20 protein-coding genes and 1 tRNA gene are annotated in these 16507 nt (G+C 67.6%); 12 read left to right on the top strand and 9 right to left on the bottom strand.

The features are described 5' to 3' along the window. Nucleotides 1–14: 14 nt before the first annotated feature. Genes ASC95_RS23675 through ASC95_RS23665 form a run of 3 tightly spaced genes read left to right on the top strand, consistent with a single transcriptional unit; the run spans nt 15 to nt 2005 of the window. Nucleotides 15–752, top strand: a complete 738-nt coding sequence (locus tag ASC95_RS23675) for a GGDEF domain-containing protein (RefSeq protein ID WP_235538026.1) — start codon at nt 15–17, stop codon at nt 750–752. Between the two features lie 58 nt (nt 753–810). Further along, nucleotides 811–1623 (top strand): MinD/ParA family protein, encoded by an 813-nt coding sequence (locus ASC95_RS23670; RefSeq protein ID WP_057300120.1) that lies wholly within the window; start codon nt 811–813, stop codon nt 1621–1623. Beyond that, nucleotides 1616–2005 (top strand): group II truncated hemoglobin, encoded by a 390-nt coding sequence (locus ASC95_RS23665; protein WP_057300119.1) that lies wholly within the window; start codon nt 1616–1618, stop codon nt 2003–2005. The genes ASC95_RS23670 and ASC95_RS23665 overlap by 8 nt, the downstream gene beginning before the upstream one ends. Here the strand turns inward: ASC95_RS23665 and ASC95_RS23660 are convergent. From ASC95_RS23660 to radC, 3 genes are all read right to left on the bottom strand, one after another. Next, on the bottom strand, nt 2002–2649 hold the full coding sequence (locus tag ASC95_RS23660; protein WP_057300118.1) for a hypothetical protein: 648 nt from the start codon (nt 2647–2649) through the stop codon (nt 2002–2004). The genes ASC95_RS23665 and ASC95_RS23660 overlap by 4 nt on opposite strands. 152 nt (nt 2650–2801) lie before the next feature. Then, nucleotides 2802–3446, bottom strand: coding sequence for a Smr/MutS family protein (locus ASC95_RS23655; RefSeq protein WP_057300485.1), 645 nt, complete (start codon nt 3444–3446; stop codon nt 2802–2804). After that, on the bottom strand, nt 3446–4120 hold the full coding sequence (gene radC / locus ASC95_RS23650; protein WP_057300117.1) for a DNA repair protein RadC: 675 nt from the start codon (nt 4118–4120) through the stop codon (nt 3446–3448). The genes ASC95_RS23655 and radC overlap by 1 nt, the downstream gene beginning before the upstream one ends. A gap of 50 nt (nt 4121–4170) precedes the next feature. On the opposite strand from radC, the gene ASC95_RS23645 reads away from it, so the two are divergent. The 5 genes from ASC95_RS23645 (at nt 4171) to ASC95_RS23625 (ending at nt 7455) form a co-directional block, all read left to right on the top strand. Then, nucleotides 4171–4614: a peptidylprolyl isomerase gene (locus ASC95_RS23645; protein ID WP_057300116.1), complete on the top strand. Its 444-nt coding sequence runs from the start codon at nt 4171–4173 to the stop codon at nt 4612–4614. Next, nucleotides 4614–5591 carry a 4-hydroxy-3-methylbut-2-enyl diphosphate reductase gene (gene ispH / locus ASC95_RS23640; RefSeq protein ID WP_057300115.1) on the top strand — a complete coding sequence of 326 codons (978 nt, stop codon included), beginning with the start codon at nt 4614–4616 and terminating at the stop codon, nt 5589–5591. The genes ASC95_RS23645 and ispH overlap by 1 nt, the downstream gene beginning before the upstream one ends. 72 nt (nt 5592–5663) lie before the next feature. Then, on the top strand, nt 5664–6959 hold the full coding sequence (gene serS / locus ASC95_RS23635; RefSeq protein WP_057300114.1) for a serine--tRNA ligase: 1296 nt from the start codon (nt 5664–5666) through the stop codon (nt 6957–6959). A 47-nt stretch (nt 6960–7006) separates the two neighbouring features. After that, nucleotides 7007–7094: transfer RNA gene (locus ASC95_RS23630), tRNA-Ser, on the top strand. 160 nt (nt 7095–7254) lie between these two features. Further along, complete coding sequence (locus ASC95_RS23625) at nt 7255–7455, top strand: hypothetical protein (RefSeq protein ID WP_057300113.1); 201 nt, start codon at nt 7255–7257, stop codon at nt 7453–7455. Nucleotides 7456–7597: 142 nt separating this feature from the next. Here ASC95_RS23625 and ASC95_RS23620 read toward each other — a convergent pair whose 3' ends face one another. From ASC95_RS23620 to ASC95_RS23605, 4 genes are all read right to left on the bottom strand, one after another. Further along, entirely contained in the window at nt 7598–8962 is a 1365-nt protein-coding gene (locus ASC95_RS23620) for a multicopper oxidase family protein (RefSeq protein WP_057300112.1), read from the bottom strand. A gap of 14 nt (nt 8963–8976) precedes the next feature. Then, nucleotides 8977–10347: a TolC family protein gene (locus ASC95_RS23615; RefSeq protein WP_057300111.1), complete on the bottom strand. Its 1371-nt coding sequence runs from the start codon at nt 10345–10347 to the stop codon at nt 8977–8979. 84 nt (nt 10348–10431) lie between these two features. Then, nucleotides 10432–10770: a hypothetical protein gene (locus tag ASC95_RS23610; RefSeq protein WP_057300110.1), complete on the bottom strand. Its 339-nt coding sequence runs from the start codon at nt 10768–10770 to the stop codon at nt 10432–10434. A 13-nt stretch (nt 10771–10783) separates the two neighbouring features. Then, complete coding sequence (locus ASC95_RS23605; protein WP_057300109.1) at nt 10784–11638, bottom strand: AraC family transcriptional regulator; 855 nt, start codon at nt 11636–11638, stop codon at nt 10784–10786. Nucleotides 11639–11737: 99 nt separating this feature from the next. Between ASC95_RS23605 and ASC95_RS23600 the strand changes: the two genes are divergently transcribed. Together ASC95_RS23600 and ASC95_RS23595 are read left to right on the top strand one after the other, a co-directional pair. Beyond that, nucleotides 11738–12286 (top strand): carboxymuconolactone decarboxylase family protein, encoded by a 549-nt coding sequence (locus ASC95_RS23600; protein ID WP_057300108.1) that lies wholly within the window; start codon nt 11738–11740, stop codon nt 12284–12286. 22 nt (nt 12287–12308) lie between these two features. Continuing rightward, entirely contained in the window at nt 12309–13007 is a 699-nt protein-coding gene (locus ASC95_RS23595; protein ID WP_057300484.1) for a glutamine amidotransferase, read from the top strand. Here ASC95_RS23595 and ASC95_RS23590 read toward each other — a convergent pair. Further along, nucleotides 12987–13730 (bottom strand): response regulator transcription factor, encoded by a 744-nt coding sequence (locus tag ASC95_RS23590; RefSeq protein WP_057300107.1) that lies wholly within the window; start codon nt 13728–13730, stop codon nt 12987–12989. The two genes, ASC95_RS23595 and ASC95_RS23590, sit on opposite strands and share 21 nt — an antisense overlap. 104 nt (nt 13731–13834) lie before the next feature. After that, on the bottom strand, nt 13835–14812 hold the full coding sequence (locus tag ASC95_RS23585) for an NADPH:quinone oxidoreductase family protein (protein ID WP_057300106.1): 978 nt from the start codon (nt 14810–14812) through the stop codon (nt 13835–13837). Between the two features lie 91 nt (nt 14813–14903). Here ASC95_RS23585 and surE point away from each other — a divergent pair, with 91 nt between their 5' ends. Both surE and ASC95_RS23575 read left to right on the top strand, forming a co-directional pair. Continuing rightward, the gene (gene surE / locus ASC95_RS23580) at nt 14904–15647 is read left to right on the top strand and encodes a 5'/3'-nucleotidase SurE (RefSeq protein WP_057300105.1); all 744 of its coding nucleotides are present in this window, start codon (nt 14904–14906) and stop codon (nt 15645–15647) included. Nucleotides 15648–15652: 5 nt separating this feature from the next. Continuing rightward, nucleotides 15653–16456 (top strand): protein-L-isoaspartate(D-aspartate) O-methyltransferase, encoded by an 804-nt coding sequence (locus ASC95_RS23575; protein WP_057300104.1) that lies wholly within the window; start codon nt 15653–15655, stop codon nt 16454–16456. The last annotated feature ends 51 nt before the right edge of the window (nt 16457–16507 follow it).

The raw sequence follows: 16507 nt of genomic DNA, 5'->3' as shown, positions 1-16507 counted from the left end.
ACAGCCACAGCCCTTTGGAACAACGCCTGCCCGCCAACCACCTGATCGACGCCGAAGTGCTCGTTCTGGATCAGGCCCTGCAATTGCTGCAGCAGGCCGGTGCGCTGCTTCCAGACGAGGCACCGATGAGTGCCGCCTGGCTGCAAGCGGTGCTTGACGCGCTGTGCGACCTTTCCAGCCGGGATGCGCTGACCGGTCTCGTCAATCGCCGCAGTTTCGAGATGGCGCTGGCCCGCGAAGTCGACCGCGTCGCGCGCTCGGGTGAGGGCGCGCTGCTGCTGATGCTGGACATCGACCACTTCAAAGCCGTCAACGACACCCACGGCCATGGCGCGGGCGACCAAGTCATCCGTGCCGTGGCCCGCGCCGTCGAGCAGACCGTGCGGCCCATGGATCTCGTCGCCCGTGTGGGCGGCGAGGAGTTCGCCATCATCCTGCCCAACTGTGCCTCGCACGTGGGCCTGGCCGTGGCCGAACGCGTGCGCGAGCGCGTCTCTGAACTCGCCATCGAGGTCGGCCCGGGCCAGATGCTCAGCGTCACCGTCAGCCTGGGCGGCGCCTTCGCGCCGCAGTGGGTGCGCTCATCACCGTTGCTTTGGACGGAGCGGGCCGACCGCCAGCTCTACCGCGCCAAGGCCGAGGGCCGCAACCGCGCCTGCCTCGAACCCCAGATCGACTCCCTGGTCAGCGCCGAAGAAAAGGGCATGTTGTTCGCCTCCCTGAATCTCGAAACGCAACAGGACACGATATGAGACCTGCACGGCCGCCCGAAAGGGCTCGCACCGCAGTGCGTAGCACGGAGGTTTCCGAATGACTTCGACCTCCGATCCTGCTGCTTCCCCGTCCACTGCGGCCCGCCCGACGCGCGCTGGCGCCCGCACCCTTGCCGTCACGAGTGGCAAGGGCGGCGTCGGCAAGACCTTCGTCACCGCCAACCTCGCCGCGGCACTGGCAGCACGAGGCCAGAAGGTGCTGGTACTTGACGCCGACCTGGGGCTGGCCAATCTCGACGTGGTGCTGAACCTGCACCCCAAGCTGACGCTGCACGACGTCTTCACCGAAAAGGCCACGCTGGAGCAAGCCATCCTGCCGGCGCCAGGCGGCTTCTCCGTGCTGCTGGCCGGCTCGGGCATGGTCGAGTATTCGCGCCTGACACCCGAGGTGCGCGACAAGCTGCTGCACATCATCGACCTTGTCAAGCCGCGCTTCGACTGGGTGCTGCTGGATACCGGTGCCGGCATTTCGGATGTCGTGCTGTTCGCTATCTCGCTGGCTACCGACGTCCTCGTCGTCGCCACGCCCGAGCCCACCTCGCTGACCGACGCCTACGCGACCATCAAGGTGCTTGCCACGCAACAGGACCGCCGCCATGTGGGCTTGCTCGTCAACCAGGCCAATCGTGTTGGCGAGGGCAAGCTGATCTGCGGCCAGTTGCAGCAGGTGCTGCAGCGCTTCGTCGGCCCGGTACCGGGCCAGAACTTCCGGCTCGAGCTCTATGGCGAGGTCAAGTCCGACCAGGCCGTGCGCCAGGCGGTGCTCAAGCGGCAACTGATGCTGGAGCACTATCCCGGCTGCGACGCAGCCCAGGCCATCAAGGCATTGGCCTCCAAGCTCCTTGGCTGATCAGACCCCAACCACCGCCTTCGAATGGGCAGGCGGCGAGGCTCGCGTGCGTGAGCTCGTCGACCGCTTCTACGACCTGATGGACCTGGAGCCGGCCTATGCGCGGCTGCGCGCGGCGCATGGAGATTCGCTGGACGCAGCACGCGACAAGCTGTTCTGGTTCCTGTGCGGCTGGCTCGGTGGCCCGGACCACTACATCAGCCGCTTCGGCCACCCGCGGCTGAAGGCGCGCCACATGCCGTTTCGCATCGGTATCGCCGAACGCGATGAATGGCTGGCCTGCATGGCCCAGGCCATGCAGGAGACCGGGATGGACCCGGCCCTGCAGGCCCGGCTGGCCGAGTCCTTTGCGGGCACGGCCGACTGGATGAGAAACGTTTAATCCAGCCTGAACGCGAAGTCCTGCTGGAAGGTCGCGTCGCCCTGGCATTGATAGCCGGCGAGGGCGGATTCGACCGAGCGCTGCAGTGAGCGCTTGGTCTTGCTGTCCAGGGCGCCCTGCATCACACGGAAATCGCTGCCGACCACGCGGCCACCACGCACCGTGGCGATGACCTGCAGCACGGCTTCGCCGCTCCAGTTCACCACGGGGACGTCGGGGCGAGGCATCACGGAGCAGACGGCACCAGGGGCCTGCACTTGCGGTTTCGTGCCGACCTGAGGCAGCGTCGCGACCTGCGTCGAGCCTGGCGTGGTGATCACCGGCCCCGGATCCTTGGGAGCGACTGCTGTGCTGATCAGCGGTGGTTCCTGTGTTGCGGCGATGTTGATGTCCGGCGGCGGCACGAGGATGCGCTGCGGGTCTTGCAGCGTTGGCTTCACAACAGGCCGGGGCTCAGGGGGTGGTGGCTCGCGGTCGACGTCAGGCGGCAGCGGCTTCAGCGTGATGATTTCAGGCGGCCTGGGTGGCGATTTGATGAGGCCGACGCTCAGCGCGTAGATCCCGGCCAGATGCAGGGCGACAACCAGACCGATGCCCAGATAGCTCTTGGGCTGGGGCGCACGATCGGAAAAGGTAAGGGACATGGGCTCTCCTCGTTGGGGCTGGGAAACCGGATGTCGCGCTGATGGCGGCTTGAGCCCAGACTACTCCGGGCTAACGGCGTCGGTCAATGGCGTTGCACCTCGTGTCAGGCGTGCGACGCGACAGCTCGGTGTTATTCACCGTCAGCAGCGCGTCAGGCCGTTCCGCTCAGCAGCACGATCAGTGCCCCTGCCCCGCCGTCGCTGGCGCGTGCCTGCACGAAGGCCAGCACCTCGCTTTTCTGCACCAACCAGCGCCGCACGCGGCCTTTGAGCACAGGCTCGCGGCCGGGCGAGCCATGCCCCTTGCCGTGCACGACGCGCACGCAGCGCAGGCCACGCCGGGCGCTCTCGTGAATAAATTGCCCAAGGGCCTCACGGGCCGCGTCGCGGCGCAGGCCATGCAGGTCCAGTTGGGCCTGCAGCGCCCAGTGGCCGCGGCGCAGCTTGCGCACCGTCTCGAGGCTGATGCCTTCGCGGCGAAAGCTCAGTGTCTCGTCGGTGTCCAGCAGCGTGTCGACGTCGATCTCGTCCGACAGCGCCTGCAGCAGCACCGCGCGCTCATCTGCTTCGCGCTGGCGCGGTTCTGGCGCGGGCTGCTCCAGGTCGTGGATGAAGCGGTCCATGCTGCGCAGCGGCGTCACGGGACCGACGGTCAACTCGAAGACGCGCCGCTCCTGCTCGGCCAGCCGCAGGGCCGCAGCGACACGCTCCCGTTCGATCTCGGCCGCTAGCCTCGCCGCGGCCAGCTCACGAGCCAACGGCTTCAGGTCGGCGAGGCTGCGCACCGTCTTGATGATCACAGCAGGCCCCGCTCGGCAAAGGACACCACCTCGTCTGCGCCGACGATGAAATGATCGACGACGCGCACGTCCACCAGGGCCAGTGCCTGGCTCAGGTGCTTGGTCAGCAGTTCATCGGCACGCGACGGCTCGGCCACGCCGCTGGGGTGGTTGTGGGCCAGGATGGCCGCACCGGCGCCCAGGGCCAGCGCGCGCTTGACGACCTCGCGCGGGTGCACCGTCGTGTGAGTCAGCGAGCCATGGAACAGCGTTTCCATCGCGATCAGGCGCAACTGCGCGTCCAGGAACAGCACCGCGAAGACCTCATGGCCCAGGGCGCCCAGATGCAGGCGCAGATAGGTCTTGACCGTGTCGACGTCATTCAGCGCCGGCTTCTCGGCCAGTTGCTGCCTGAGTGAGCGACGCGCGATCTCCAGCACGGCGGCAATCTCGGCGCGTTTGGCGGGCCCCAGGCCCTTGACTTTGCCGAGGTCGTGCACGCTGGCCGCCAGCAGGCCCGCCCAGCCTCCAAAACGGTCCAGCAGGCTCTGCGCCAGCTGCAGCACGGGCAAGCCCTGGAGGCCGGTGCGCAGCAGCAAGGCCAGCAGTTCGGCATCCGCCAGCGCCTGCGGGCCGCGGGCTAGCAGCTTCTCGCGCGGGCGGGCTTCAGGGGGCAGATGGGTCAGCGACATAAAATCAGCGCCAGTCTAGCCAAGCGTTCCCTTTTCTTTTTCCTCCTCGCATGAACCCCATCCAGGCCGGGTCCTTCCTGACCTTGCATTACCGGCTCTCGGGCCCGGACGGTGCCGACATCGTCAACACCTTTGACGACAAGCCCGCCACGCTGTCGCTCGGTGCCGGCCAGCTGTCGCCCGCCATCGAGGCGCGCCTCATCGGCCTGCCCGAGGGCGCGCATGAGCGTTTCGCGCTGGCGCCCGGCGAAGCGTTCGGCGAACGCAACCCCGAGCTGTTGCAGCGCGTGAAGCTGTCACTGCTGCGGCAGCTGGGCGACCCGGACGAGGTCTACAACGTCGGTGACGTCGTGCAATTCCCCGGCCCGGACGGGCAGGGCGGCTATGCCGGCGTCGTTCGCGAACTTGGCGACGAAGCCCTGCTGTTCGACTTCAACCACCCGCTTGCTGGCCAGCCGGTCAGCTTTGAAGTCCAAGTGATCGGGGTGCTTTGATGAACGCTGTTTTGCATCCCCAGGAAGTGGTGCTGGCCGAACCGCGCGGCTTTTGCGCCGGCGTGGACCGCGCCATCGAGATCGTCGAGCGCGCGCTGCTGAAGTTCGGCTCGCCGATCTACGTGCGCCACGAAATCGTCCACAACACCTACGTCGTCAACGACCTCAAGTCCCGCGGCGCCATCTTCATCGAGGACCTGGCCGAGGTGCCGCCCGGCGCCACGCTGGTGTTCAGCGCCCATGGCGTCAGCCAGGAAGTGCGCCGTGAGGCCGCCGCGCGCGGCTTCCAGGTCTTTGACGCGACCTGCCCGCTGGTCACCAAGGTCCACGTGGAGGTGGCCAAGCTGCACCGTGAGGGCTACGAGTTCATCATGATCGGCCACAAGGGCCACCCCGAGGTCGAAGGCACGATGGGCCAGCTGTCCGAGGGCATCTTCCTTGTCGAAGAGGTCGAGGATGTGGCCAAGGTGCAGGTGCGTGACCAGGGCAAGCTCGCCGTCGTCACGCAAACCACGCTGAGCGTGGACGACGCGGCCGAGATCCTGGCCGAGGTGAAGCGCGTCTTCCCCCAGGTGCGCGAACCCAAGCAGCAGGACATCTGCTACGCCACGCAGAACCGCCAGGACGCCGTCAAGGTGCTGGCGCCCCAGGTGGACGTCGTCATCGTTGTCGGCAGCCCCACCAGTTCCAACAGCAACCGTCTGCGCGAACTGGCCGAGCGCCTGGGCACGCCGGGCTACATGGTCGATGCCGCCGAAGACCTGAAGGCCGAGTGGCTGGAGGGTCGGGCCCGTGTGGGTCTGACGGCCGGCGCCTCGGCGCCCGATGTGCTGGTGCAGGCCGTCATTGACCGCCTGCGCGCGCTGGGCGCCACCACGGTGCGTAGCCTGCCGGGCGTGGAGGAGCATGTTCGCTTCCCGTTGCCGATGGGGCTGGGCGACAAGTCCATGGCCGAGGTCAGTTCCTCGCGATCTTGATGCCGGTGCTCCCAGCTCCCGGCGGCGCCTGACATCGGCGCCGCTTTCGTATTCGATTCCTGAAGGATTCCCATGCTCGACATCACCCAGCTGCGCAAGGACCTCGATGCCGTCATCGAGCGCCTGAATGCGCGCAAGAACCCGCAGACCTTCCTTGACGTGGAGCGCTTCAAGGCGCTCGAAGGCGAACGCCGCTCGGTGCAGGTGCGCACCGAGGAGCTGCAGGCCCGCCGCAATGCCCTGTCCAAGCAGATCGGCATGGCCAAGGGCAAGGGCGAAGACGCCTCGGCGCTGATGACCGAGGTGGGCAGCATTGCCGACGAGCTGAAGGCCGGGGCCGAGCGGCTGGACGCCATCCAGGTCGAGCTGAACCAGATGCTGATGGGCGTGCCCAACCTGCCCGACGCCAGCGTGCCTGCGGGTGCGGACGAAACCGGCAATGTCGAAGTGCGGCGCTGGGGCACCCCGCGCACTTTCGACTTCGACGTGAAGGACCACGTCGACCTGGGTGCGCCGCTGGGCCTGGACTTCGAGATGGGCGCCAAACTGTCGGGCTCGCGCTTTGCCTTCCTGAAGGGCCCGGCCGCCCGCCTGCACCGCGCGCTTGCCCAGTTCATGCTCGATTTGCAGACGACCGAGCACGGCTATACCGAGTGCTACACGCCCTACATCGTCAACCGCGAGATCCTGGAAGGCACCGGCCAGCTGCCCAAGTTCAAGGAGGACATGTTCTGGGTGCTGCGCGGTGGCGATGACGAGCAGATCGAGCAGTACCTGATCTCGACGTCGGAGATCTCGCTGACCAACACTGTGCGCGAGAGCGTGCTCAAGCCTGAGGACCTGCCCGTCAAGCTGACGGCACACAGCCCCTGCTTCCGCTCGGAGGCCGGTTCCGCCGGCCGCGACACGCGCGGCCTGATCCGCCAGCACCAGTTCGACAAGGTCGAAATGGTGCGCATCGAGCTGCCCGAGAACAGCATGGCGGCGCTGGAAGAAATGACGGGCCACGCCGAGGCCGTGCTGCAAAAGCTCGGCTTGCCTTATCGCACCCTGCTGCTGTGCAGCGGCGACATGGGTTTCGGCTCGACCAAGACCTATGACCTCGAGGTCTGGCTGCCGGCGCAGAACACCTTCCGCGAAATCAGCTCCTGCTCGAACATGGGCGCCTTCCAGGCCCGTCGCATGCAGGCCCGTTTCAAGAATGCGCAGGGCAAGAACGAGTTCGTGCACACGCTCAATGGCTCAGGCCTGGCGGTGGGGCGCACACTTGTTGCCGTCCTCGAGAACTATCAAAACGCCGATGGCAGCATCACGGTGCCAGAAGCACTGCGCCCCTACTTGGGCGGTGCCGACACCCTGCGCGGTTGAGCTTTAAAAGCCTGGCTATAATGCTGGGCTCAGCTCGCACCAGATTCGGAGAGGTGGCAGAGTGGTTGAATGTACCTGACTCGAAATCAGGCGGACGGTAACGTCTCGGGGGTTCGAATCCCCCCCTCTCCTCCAGCACAAGGCCAGTCCAATCGGACTGGCCTTTTTGCTTTTGCGCTGGCGTCTGCGGCAGCTGTCGCAAACCTGTCACGCTGCCTGCGCCACGTTTCCAGAACACGCCCAGTCGTGCGATGCTTTGTCCCAATAAAAAGGTACAAATTTCGGGGAGGGGCCCGTGAGCCTGATCAAGAGATTTCTCGCGGCACTCACCGGCGAGATCCGGGTGGCCGTCGATGGCGGCGGCGCTACTGAAGCGGAAGAGGCCGCTTGGCAGGACTACCAGTCAGGATGGGAAATGGACCCGCCGCCGCCGCCGCGCGCCGTCTTCCTGGCGGGTCTGCGCGCTGGTGCAACCAAGATTCGCGAGACCACTTAAGCGCCGGGTCTGAATCCGCCCTTCGCGTCAACTGCCGGAGCGTGACGGAGGATGCCGCGCCAGCGAACGCGTGAGGCGGGCCCTGTCGGTGTTTCGATCCGCTCCGCCGAGGGCTCGCAAAAAGCGCCGATGCGTCTCGCCGTCAGTGTTGGTGATGCCCGCCGGGCTTGCGCACCTGCACTTGCACCCGGGCGTCTGGAGCTGCCGAGCCGGGTGCCTCGGCAGCAAGAGGCGCCTCACCCACCTCACGCGCCAGAGTGCCTGCCGGGTGCTGGAACCAACCCGGGTCGCTGTAGTCGCCCCGCTTCAGCCCGCGCCTGACCTTGAGCATGCTGAACATGCCGCCCATGGCGATCGCCCCAAACGGACCGTCGCCGGCCATCATCGGCGCCGTGTTCTCCGGCCCCGGCATGCTCATCTCCGTCATCTCGTGCATGCCGCTATGGCCCATGGCCATGTAGCCGGGCACCAGCTTGCGGATCTTGGCCTCCAGGTCGCTGGCATCCACGCCCAGCATCGTCGGCACGTCATGCCCCATCGCATTCATCGTGTGATGGGCCTTGTGGCAGTGGAAGGCCCAGTCGCCTTCCTCGTCGGCGATGAGCTCGATCTGGCGCATCTGACCGACCGCGATGTCGGTCGTCACTTCGGGCCAGCGCGCCGTGCGTGGCACCGGGCCGCCATCGGTGCCGGTGACCTCGAACTCATGGCCATGGATGTGCATGGGGTGGTTGGTCATCGTCAGGTTGCCGATGCGGATGCGCACGCGGTCGCCCTGGCGCGCGACGAGCGGCGCGATACCCGGAAAGATGCGGCTGTTCCAGCTCCACAGGTTGAAGTCGAGCATGGTCATCACCTTCGGCGTCGCGCTGCCGGGCTCGATGTCATAGGCATTGAGCAGGAAGGCGTAATCGCGGTCCACGTCGGCGATCTGCGGGTGCTTCGCCTTGGGATGCGTGATCCACAGGCCCATCATGCCCATGGCCATCTGCACCATCTCGTCGGCATGCGGGTGGTACATGAAAGTGCCCGGCCGGCGGGCGATGAATTCATATACCCAGGTCTTGCCCGGCGGGATCGGCGGCTGCGTCAGGCCGGACACGCCGTCCATGCCATTGGGCAGGCGCTGGCCGTGCCAATGCATGCTGGTGGGTTCGGGCAGGCGGTTGGTCACGTAGATGCGCACGCGGTCGCCCTCGACGACCTCGATGGTCGGGCCGGGGCTTTGGCCGTTGTAGCCCCACAGGCGCGCCGTGAAGCCCGGTGCCATCTCGCGCACGACGGGCTCGGCGACGAGGTGGAATTCCTTGACGCCGGCGTTCATGCGCCAGGGCGCCGTCCAGCCGTTCAGCGTGACGACGGGGTTGTAAGAGCGGCCATTGGGCGGCACGAGAGGGGCTTGCGTGTCGGGCGAGGTCTGGATGACGGGTTCGGGCAAGGCAGCGAGCGCCACGGTGGACACCGCGGCCAGCGAGGTGCCAGCGAGCAGGGAGCGTCGATTGAGCATGGGATCCTCGGGGTTCAGTGGGTTGCCGCGGCGGGTGCGGTGGCGGCGGCCTGGGGCAGGGCCGGCGTGACACGGCCGACGAGGGCCTGGTCGAGGTCGGCCTGGGCGATCCAGAAGTCGCGCAGCGCCTCCTGCGTGGCGTTGACGGCTGCGACCTGGGCGCGGGCATCGGCCAGGAGCTCGAAGACGCCGATCAGCATGGCGTTGTAGCGCAGCAGCTGTTCGCCGGAGACGCGCCGGGCCAGCGGTAGCAGTTCGTCCCGGTGCTGGCGGGCGACGTCGAAGGCGCTGCGGTAAAGGCCGTATGCCTCGCGGGCTTCGGACCGGGCCTGGATGGCCGTATCCGCGGCCCCATGTGCGGCTTCGCGGGCCAGCGCCTCAGCCTTCGGTTGGGGGCCGGGGCCGAAGATCGGCAGTTCCAGCGCCACCTCCCAGCCGCGTTGGGTGGGCTGTTCGTTGGACGAGTTGCGTACCGTGCCCAGCTCCAGCATCGACACCCAGCGCGTCATTCGGGCCAGGTCAAGCTGGCGTGCGGATTGCTCCAGAGTCAGCCGCGCCGCTTGCACGTCCAGGCGCTGAGCCAGGGCTTGCGCTTCGACGCCAGCCTGCTCTCTCGGCGTGGCTGGCAGCTCGGGCAGGCGCTCGGGCAGGCGCAGCGCGCTGCCGTCCTCCAGGCTGAGCAGGCGCACGAGGCGTTCGCGTGCGGCGAGGCGCTGCGCCTCGGCGCGTGCCAAGGCGAGTCGGGCATCCGCCTCGAAGCCCTGCTCGCGGGCCCGCGCCAAAGCATTGAAGTTGCCGGCGGCCTGCATGCGGCGCGCGAGTTCCGCGCCCGCCTCGGCGGCTTCCAGCACCTGGCGGCGATAGGCCAGTGCTTCCTCGGCCGCGACGGCGCGCACCCAGGCGCGGCGTGTGTCGGCGGCCAAGGCTAGCGTGTCGGCGGCGGCCTGCTGCTGCTCGGCCTGCAGGCGGCGCTGCTCGGCGGCGCGCATCAGGGGCAGGGTCAGCAGGCGCGCAAGGTCGATGTGCCAGCCACGCTCCAGCTCAACCTCGCTGCCGCGCGTCAGGCGGCTGAAGCGAAAGCCCGGGTTGGGCAGGCGGCCGGCCGCATCAACCTCGGCAGCAGTGACGCCCAGGCGCGCCAGCCGCGCCTGCAACCCGCGATTGTTCTGCAGCGCGAGCTGCACGGCAGCATCGGCCGTCAGCGGTTCTCGCAGTCGCTGGGCAATCTGATCAGCAGAGGGCAGGGTGGCCGACAGTGGCTGGGCGGTGTGCGGTTCGGTCAGCCTGGAGACGGGGGCGATGCTGTCGGGTGGCGCGGTGGCGCAGCCAGCCAGCGCAGTCAGCAGCGCGAGCCCGCAGGTGCGGGCGAAGGGAAGGGAATGCATGCAGGGCCTCTCGGGGCGGTGCGAAGACGCCCGCCGCGCTTTGCAGCGGCGGGAACAGCGGCAGTAACAGCAGCGAAGGGAAGCTCAGCCCCTGGGAGGCGGGTCGGGCAGCGGCGGCACGACGCCAGCCCAGGGCTCGGCCGGCGCCTGGGCCACGCGCAAGGCCGGTGCGGCAGGCGCCGCGTCCAGCGTCAGCACGGGCGGCGGCGCGGCGGCCAGGCAACAGGGCGCGCAGAGCTTGCAGGGCTTGGCCGCGTGGTCGTGGGCGTCGCCATGCATGCCCTGGTGGTCATGGCCGGCGTGTTGCTCTTGCGTGGGCACCGGCACCGGCTCGCAGCCCAGCTGGCCGGCCGCGAGCAGGCTGCGCAGGGGCAGCAGCACGAGCAGCAGGCAGAGCAGGGCGAAGCGACCGGCGCGATGCATTTGCGGCACTTTACTACCCGTGCTGTTGAAGCCAGGCCCGCGGCGACACGCCCGCATGCCGCAGCGCGAACAACCGGCTCAGGGCCGAAGCGTTCGCATAGCCCAGCTCGGCCGCCAGCGTCTTCAATGACTTGCCGGCGCGCAGTTCGGCGCGGGCAATGGCCAGGCGCCAGTCGGCGAGATAGTCGGCGGGCGTCTGGCCCAGGGCGTCGCGAAACGCCTCGGCAAAGCGGCTGCGTGACATGCCAGCCTCGGCCGCCATGGCTGCCAGGCTCCATGCCTGGCCCGGCTGGCGATGCAGGGCCGTCAGCGCGCAGGCCAGGCGCGGGTCCGCCAGGCCGCGCATCAGCCCCAAGGGCAAGGCCGCGTCACGCTGGTCCAGCATCCAGCGCAGCAGTTGCAGCAGCAGCACCTCGAACAACCGGTCTGCCAGCAGGCGTTGACCACAGCGCACGCGCTCCGATTCGCCGAACAGCAGCTTCAGCGTCGCGTCAATACCCTGCACCTGCGCCAGTGGCAGCACGACCAGCGGCGGCAGCGCCTGCACGAGCGGGTGGCCGGCCTCGAAATCCAGCGTGGCGCAGACGAAGTCCGAGCCCTCGGTGGGGGCGTTGTGGAAGTCGTGCGCCAGCGGACGCGGATAGAAGACCAGGCTGGGTTCGCGCACCCACAGGCTCTCGACGAGGCCGGTCGCGGTGGCGTGCCTGATCTCCATCTCGCCGTTGCGCATGACATGCAGGAAACCGCGGCCGGGCCGGGCATCGAAGTGGGTCACGCCGCACAGCGGCCCGGCGTGGAAGAGACTGGCGCGCACGCGAAAGCGTTCGAACAACGGGCTCAGTCGGTCCAGCGGCGAGCTGTCGGTCATGGGACGAATGGGTTGAATTGCTGGATGGAATGATACCTATCGTTCCCGCCTGACAGCGACAGTGGAGACCTTCATCCACTGCCCTCGAAAGGCGAAACCATGACCTCCCGCGTTCCTCTTGTCTCTGCCATCGACACCCCCACCGCCAGCCGTGCGACGCTGGATGCGATCCATGGCGCCTTCGGCGCAACGCCGAACATGTTCCGCGCTGTTGCCAACTCTCCGGCAGCGCTGCAGGCCATGTGGTCCTTCTTTGGCGCTCTTGGCGGCGGGGCCATCCCGGCCAAACTCGGTGAGCAGATCGCTGTCGCCGTGGCCGACCGCAACGCCTGCGAATACTGTCTGGCCGCTCACACGGCCCTGGGCCGCAAGGCCGGCGCGACGTCTGGCGAAATGAGCGCGGCCCAGGTCGGTGAATCAGCCGACCCGGCTGCGGCCGCTGCGCTGCGGTTTGCGCTCCAGCTCGTCGAGGGGCGCGGCCAAGTAGGTGATGCCGACGTCGCAGCGCTGCGCGCAGCAGGTTTTGGCGACGGCCAGATCGTCGAGATCCTGGCCCATGTGGCGCTGAACCTGTTCACCAACTATGTGAACGTCGCCTTCGCCGTGCCGGTGGATTTCCCCGTCGTGAAACTGCGCTCGGCAGCGTGATCGGGAGGCGATGATGGCGCGCATGAAAACCGCCCTCGCCCTGCGCCATCTCGCCTTCGAGGACCTCGGCCTCATCGAACCCATGCTGCGCGAGCGTGGTTTCGAGGTGCGTTATCACGAGGCCGGCGTCGACGACTCCGCCGCCGTTGATCTCGATGCTGTCGACCTGCTCGTGGTGCTTGGCGGGCCGATCAGCGTGGAGGACGAGGAAAGTTTCCCGTGGCTGGTCGACGAGGTCGGGCTGATCCGCCAGCGGCTGGACTCGCGTCAGCCGCTGCTCGGAATTTGCCTGGGCGCGCAGCTGATGGCCCGCGCCCTGGGCGCGCGCGTGAAACCGATGGGCGTCAAGGAGATCGGCTTTGCGCCGCTGGCGCTGACCGCGGCAGGGCAGGGTACCGTGCTGGCCGAACTGGGCGGCCAGCCCATGCTGCATTGGCACGGCGACCAGTTCGAGTTGCCTGCCGGGATGCTGTCGCTGGCGGCGACTGCCGCCTGCCCTCACCAGGCGTTCGCGCCGCACGACCGGGCCCTGGGACTGCAGTTCCACCCGGAGGTCGCGCCCGAGCGCTTCGAGCAATGGCTGATCGGCCACATCGACGAGCTGTCGCAGGCCGCGATCACGCCCAATGAACTGCGCGCCGTGATGGCGCGCGAGTCGGAAGGATTGCGAGCCGCTCTCAAGCGGCTGATGCAGCGCTGGTTAGACCAGGCCCTGCTTTGACGCCAGCACCGCCGCTTCGGCGCGGCTGGAGACGTTGAGCTTCTTGTAGATGCTCTTGATGTGGTCGTTGACGGTAAACCACTTGATGCCCATCAGGTTCGCGATCTCCTTGATCGTGAAGCCCTTGCTCAGATAGGTCAGCACTTCGCTTTCGCGCGGCGTCAGGCGTTCCCATTCGGGGGGCGGGTCCAGAGCGACGCTGCGGCTGTTGGAAAAACCCGCGTGCGAGGACGACAGCGAGCCGAAGCCCGAATTCAGCGGCATGGTGCCGCTGTCACTGGAGCCGGGGCGGAAATGCGACAGCAGGCGACGCGCGATAGCCGGCGACAGTGGCGGCTGGCCGCGCACGATGCGCTGCAGCTCTTCCACCAGCACCTCGAAGCGGTCTTCCTTCAGCAGGTAGCCATCGGCGCCGCACTGCAGGGCCGGGAACAGATGGTCGTCGTCCGAGTAAAGGGTCGTGACGATCTTGATGGCCGGCGAACCGGCCAGCTCGGTGAGGAACTCCATGCCGTTGCCGTCAGGCAGTTCCAGGTCGACGAGGATGAGCTTGAAGCCGATTTCCGGGTTGCCGCCTGAAAGCTTGGCCACCTGCCGGCGGGCGTTCTCGAGGTCACCGACTTCGGTGAGCTCCATCGCGTCGCTGAAGCTCTCTCGCACCACGCGGCACAGGAAGCTGCGGGCAACGGGGTTGTCTTCGATGATGAGAACTTTGACGGTCATGGCGCGTGGCGGGCAGCGGCTGTCGATTCGACCGTCGAGAATGTAGCGCACCGCCCCCTAGAAGCTCCTGTGGATCGCCCTAGCCCAAGCCCCCGGTTCAGGCTTCACGAATTGGTAAGAACTAACTTGCCGACCACCTCGCGGGCCGCCATGCGCGCGAAGGCGGCGGGCAATTCCTCCATCGGCAGCACCCGGTCCAGCACCGGTTTGATCTTGCCCGCGGCATACCAGCCCGCCAACTCTCCCAGCATCGTGGCGTTATGCCGAGGTTCGCGTTTGGCGAATTCGCCCCAGAACACGCCGACCAGAGACGCGCCCTTGAGCAGTGCCAGGTTCAGCGGCAGCGCCGGGATCTGGCCCTGCGCAAACCCGATGACGAGGTAGCGGCCGCGCCAGGCGATGGAGCGAAAGGCCGCTTCGGCCAGATCGCCGCCGACCGGGTCGTAGATGACGTCGGGACCCTTGCCCTCGGTCAGGGCCTTCAGTTCGTCGCGCAGGTTCTGCGTTGCGTAGTTGATGGTCGCGTCGGCGCCCAGGGCCAGGCAGGCCTGGCATTTCGCGTCACTGCCGGTGGCGGCAATGACGCGAGCGCCGGCGGCTTTGGCGATCTGGATGGCCGCAGTGCCGACGCCACCGGCCGCGCCGAGTATGAGCACGGTTTCGCCGGCCTTCAGGGCAGCGCGGTCCATCAGCGCGTGGTGGCTGGTGGCATAGGTGCAGATGAAGGCCGCAGCGTCCTCGAAACTGAAAGCTTCGGGCAGCGGCATGGCCAGCATGGCCGGGATGCAGACTTCGGTCGCGAAGCCGCCCAGGCCGCCGAAGGCCGCCACGCGCTGACCCAAGGCAAAGCCCTTGACGCCTTCGCCCATTTCGGCGACCACGCCCGAGAATTCAGTGCCCGGCACGAAGGGCAGGGGCGGCTTCATCTGGTACTTGTTCTGCACGATGAGCAGGTCAGGAAAATTCAGGCTGGCCGCCTTGATCTGCACGCGCAAATGGCCGGCAGGCAGGGCCGGTGCAGGCAGTTCGCGCCATTGCAGCGCTTCCACGCCCACCGGGTTCTCGCAGAGCCATGCCTTCATCGTCGTCTCCTCTTGGGTGAAGGGCGAATGATAGAAATCCACTGGGTTACACCCGGTCTCGCAGGTGACGCCGTCCCTACAATTGGCCCTCATGCGCATCTTGATTTCCAACGACGACGGTTACCTTGCACCGGGCCTCGAGGCCCTCGTCAAAGCTTGTGAAGGCCTGGGCGAGATCGAGGTCATCGCTCCGGAGCAGAACGCCAGCGGCACTTCCAACTCGCTGACGCTGAACCGGCCCCTGAATGTTTACCGCGCCAGCAACGGCTTCCGCTACGTCAGCGGCACGCCGTCGGACGGCGTTCACCTCGCGCTGACCGGCCTGCTGGGCTACCGGCCCGACCTGGTGCTTTCGGGCATCAACAATGGCGCCAACATGGGTGACGACACGCTGTACTCCGGCACCGTCGCTGCGGCCACCGAGGGCTATCTGTTTGGCATCCCGTCCATCGCCTTCTCGCAAGCCGAGAAGGGCTGGGTCGAGCTGGAAGCCGCGGCGCGCACGGCGCGCAGTGTCGTCGAGCAGGTCATTGCCGGCGGCCTCAGCCAGGGCTTCCTGCTCAACGTCAACATTCCGAACCGGGCCGATGCCGACACGCTGCCGCGCAAGATCACGCGCTTGGGCCGGCGCCATGCCAGCGAGGGCATCATCGAGCAGATCAACCCACGCGGCGAGACCATCTACTGGATCGGCCCGGCCGGCGACGCACGCGATGCTGGTGAGGGTACCGACTTCCATGCGACCGCCAACGGCCAGGTGTCGATCACGCCGCTGCAGGTGGACCTGACTGAGCATTCGTCTCTCGGCGCCTGGGCGCAGCGTCTGGGCCTGTAGACGGCATGTCAACTCCCAAGCGCTTCCCGGCCAGCCTGAAGTCGGCCACGTCATCGCAGCGTGAGCTGCTGATGCCGCAGCGCCATCTGCACCAGGCGACGCGGGACGCGGCCCGGTTGGCCCGCCCCAGCGGAACGGGGCTGGACAGCGGCGCCGTGCGCCAGCGCATGGTCGATCGGCTCCGCGCCGAGGGGAAGTTCGACGAGCATGTGCTCGCCGCGATGGCCACCGTGCCGCGTCATGAATTCGTCGACAGCGCGCTGGCGGCCCAGGCCTACGAAGACACGGCCCTGCCCATCGGCCATGGCCAGACCATTTCCAAGCCCTCGGTGGTCGCTCACATGCTGGGCCTGCTGATGGCCGGCGCGGGGGCGCGCCAGCGCGGGTCGCTGGGCCGCGTGCTGGAAATCGGCACGGGTTGTGGCTACCAGGCCGCCGTCATCGCGCTGCTGGCGCGACAGCTCACCTCCATCGAGCGCCTGCAGGGCCTGCATGACAAGGCCAAGCTCAATCTGCAGCGCGTGGGCCTGCCGCGCGTGCCGCGCCTCATCTGGGGTGATGGTCGCCTGGGCCACGCAGCCAGCGGGCCTTTCGACTGCATCATCGCAGCGGCTGGCGGCGAGGACATTCCCGTCGCCTGGACGGATCAACTCGCCCCCGGGGGGCGCCTCATCGCCCCGACGGCGGCCAGTGGCCGCGGCCAGGTGCTGGTGGTGCTCGACCATGTCGTCGAAGCGGGCGTCAGCCGCTGGGTGCGCAACGAGCATGAAGCCGTGCTGTTCGTCCCCCTAAAATCCGGCGTCCTCTGACGGGGCCGTCGGCGCACCGCGCCACACAATCGGGTCGGCCTTCCAACGTGC

Source organism: Pelomonas sp. Root1217 (assembly GCF_001425705.1).
Classification (GTDB): domain Bacteria; phylum Pseudomonadota; class Gammaproteobacteria; order Burkholderiales; family Burkholderiaceae_C; genus Pelomonas.
Note: the sequence above shows the minus strand (reverse complement) of the source record. Positions and strands in the feature narration are given on the sequence as shown.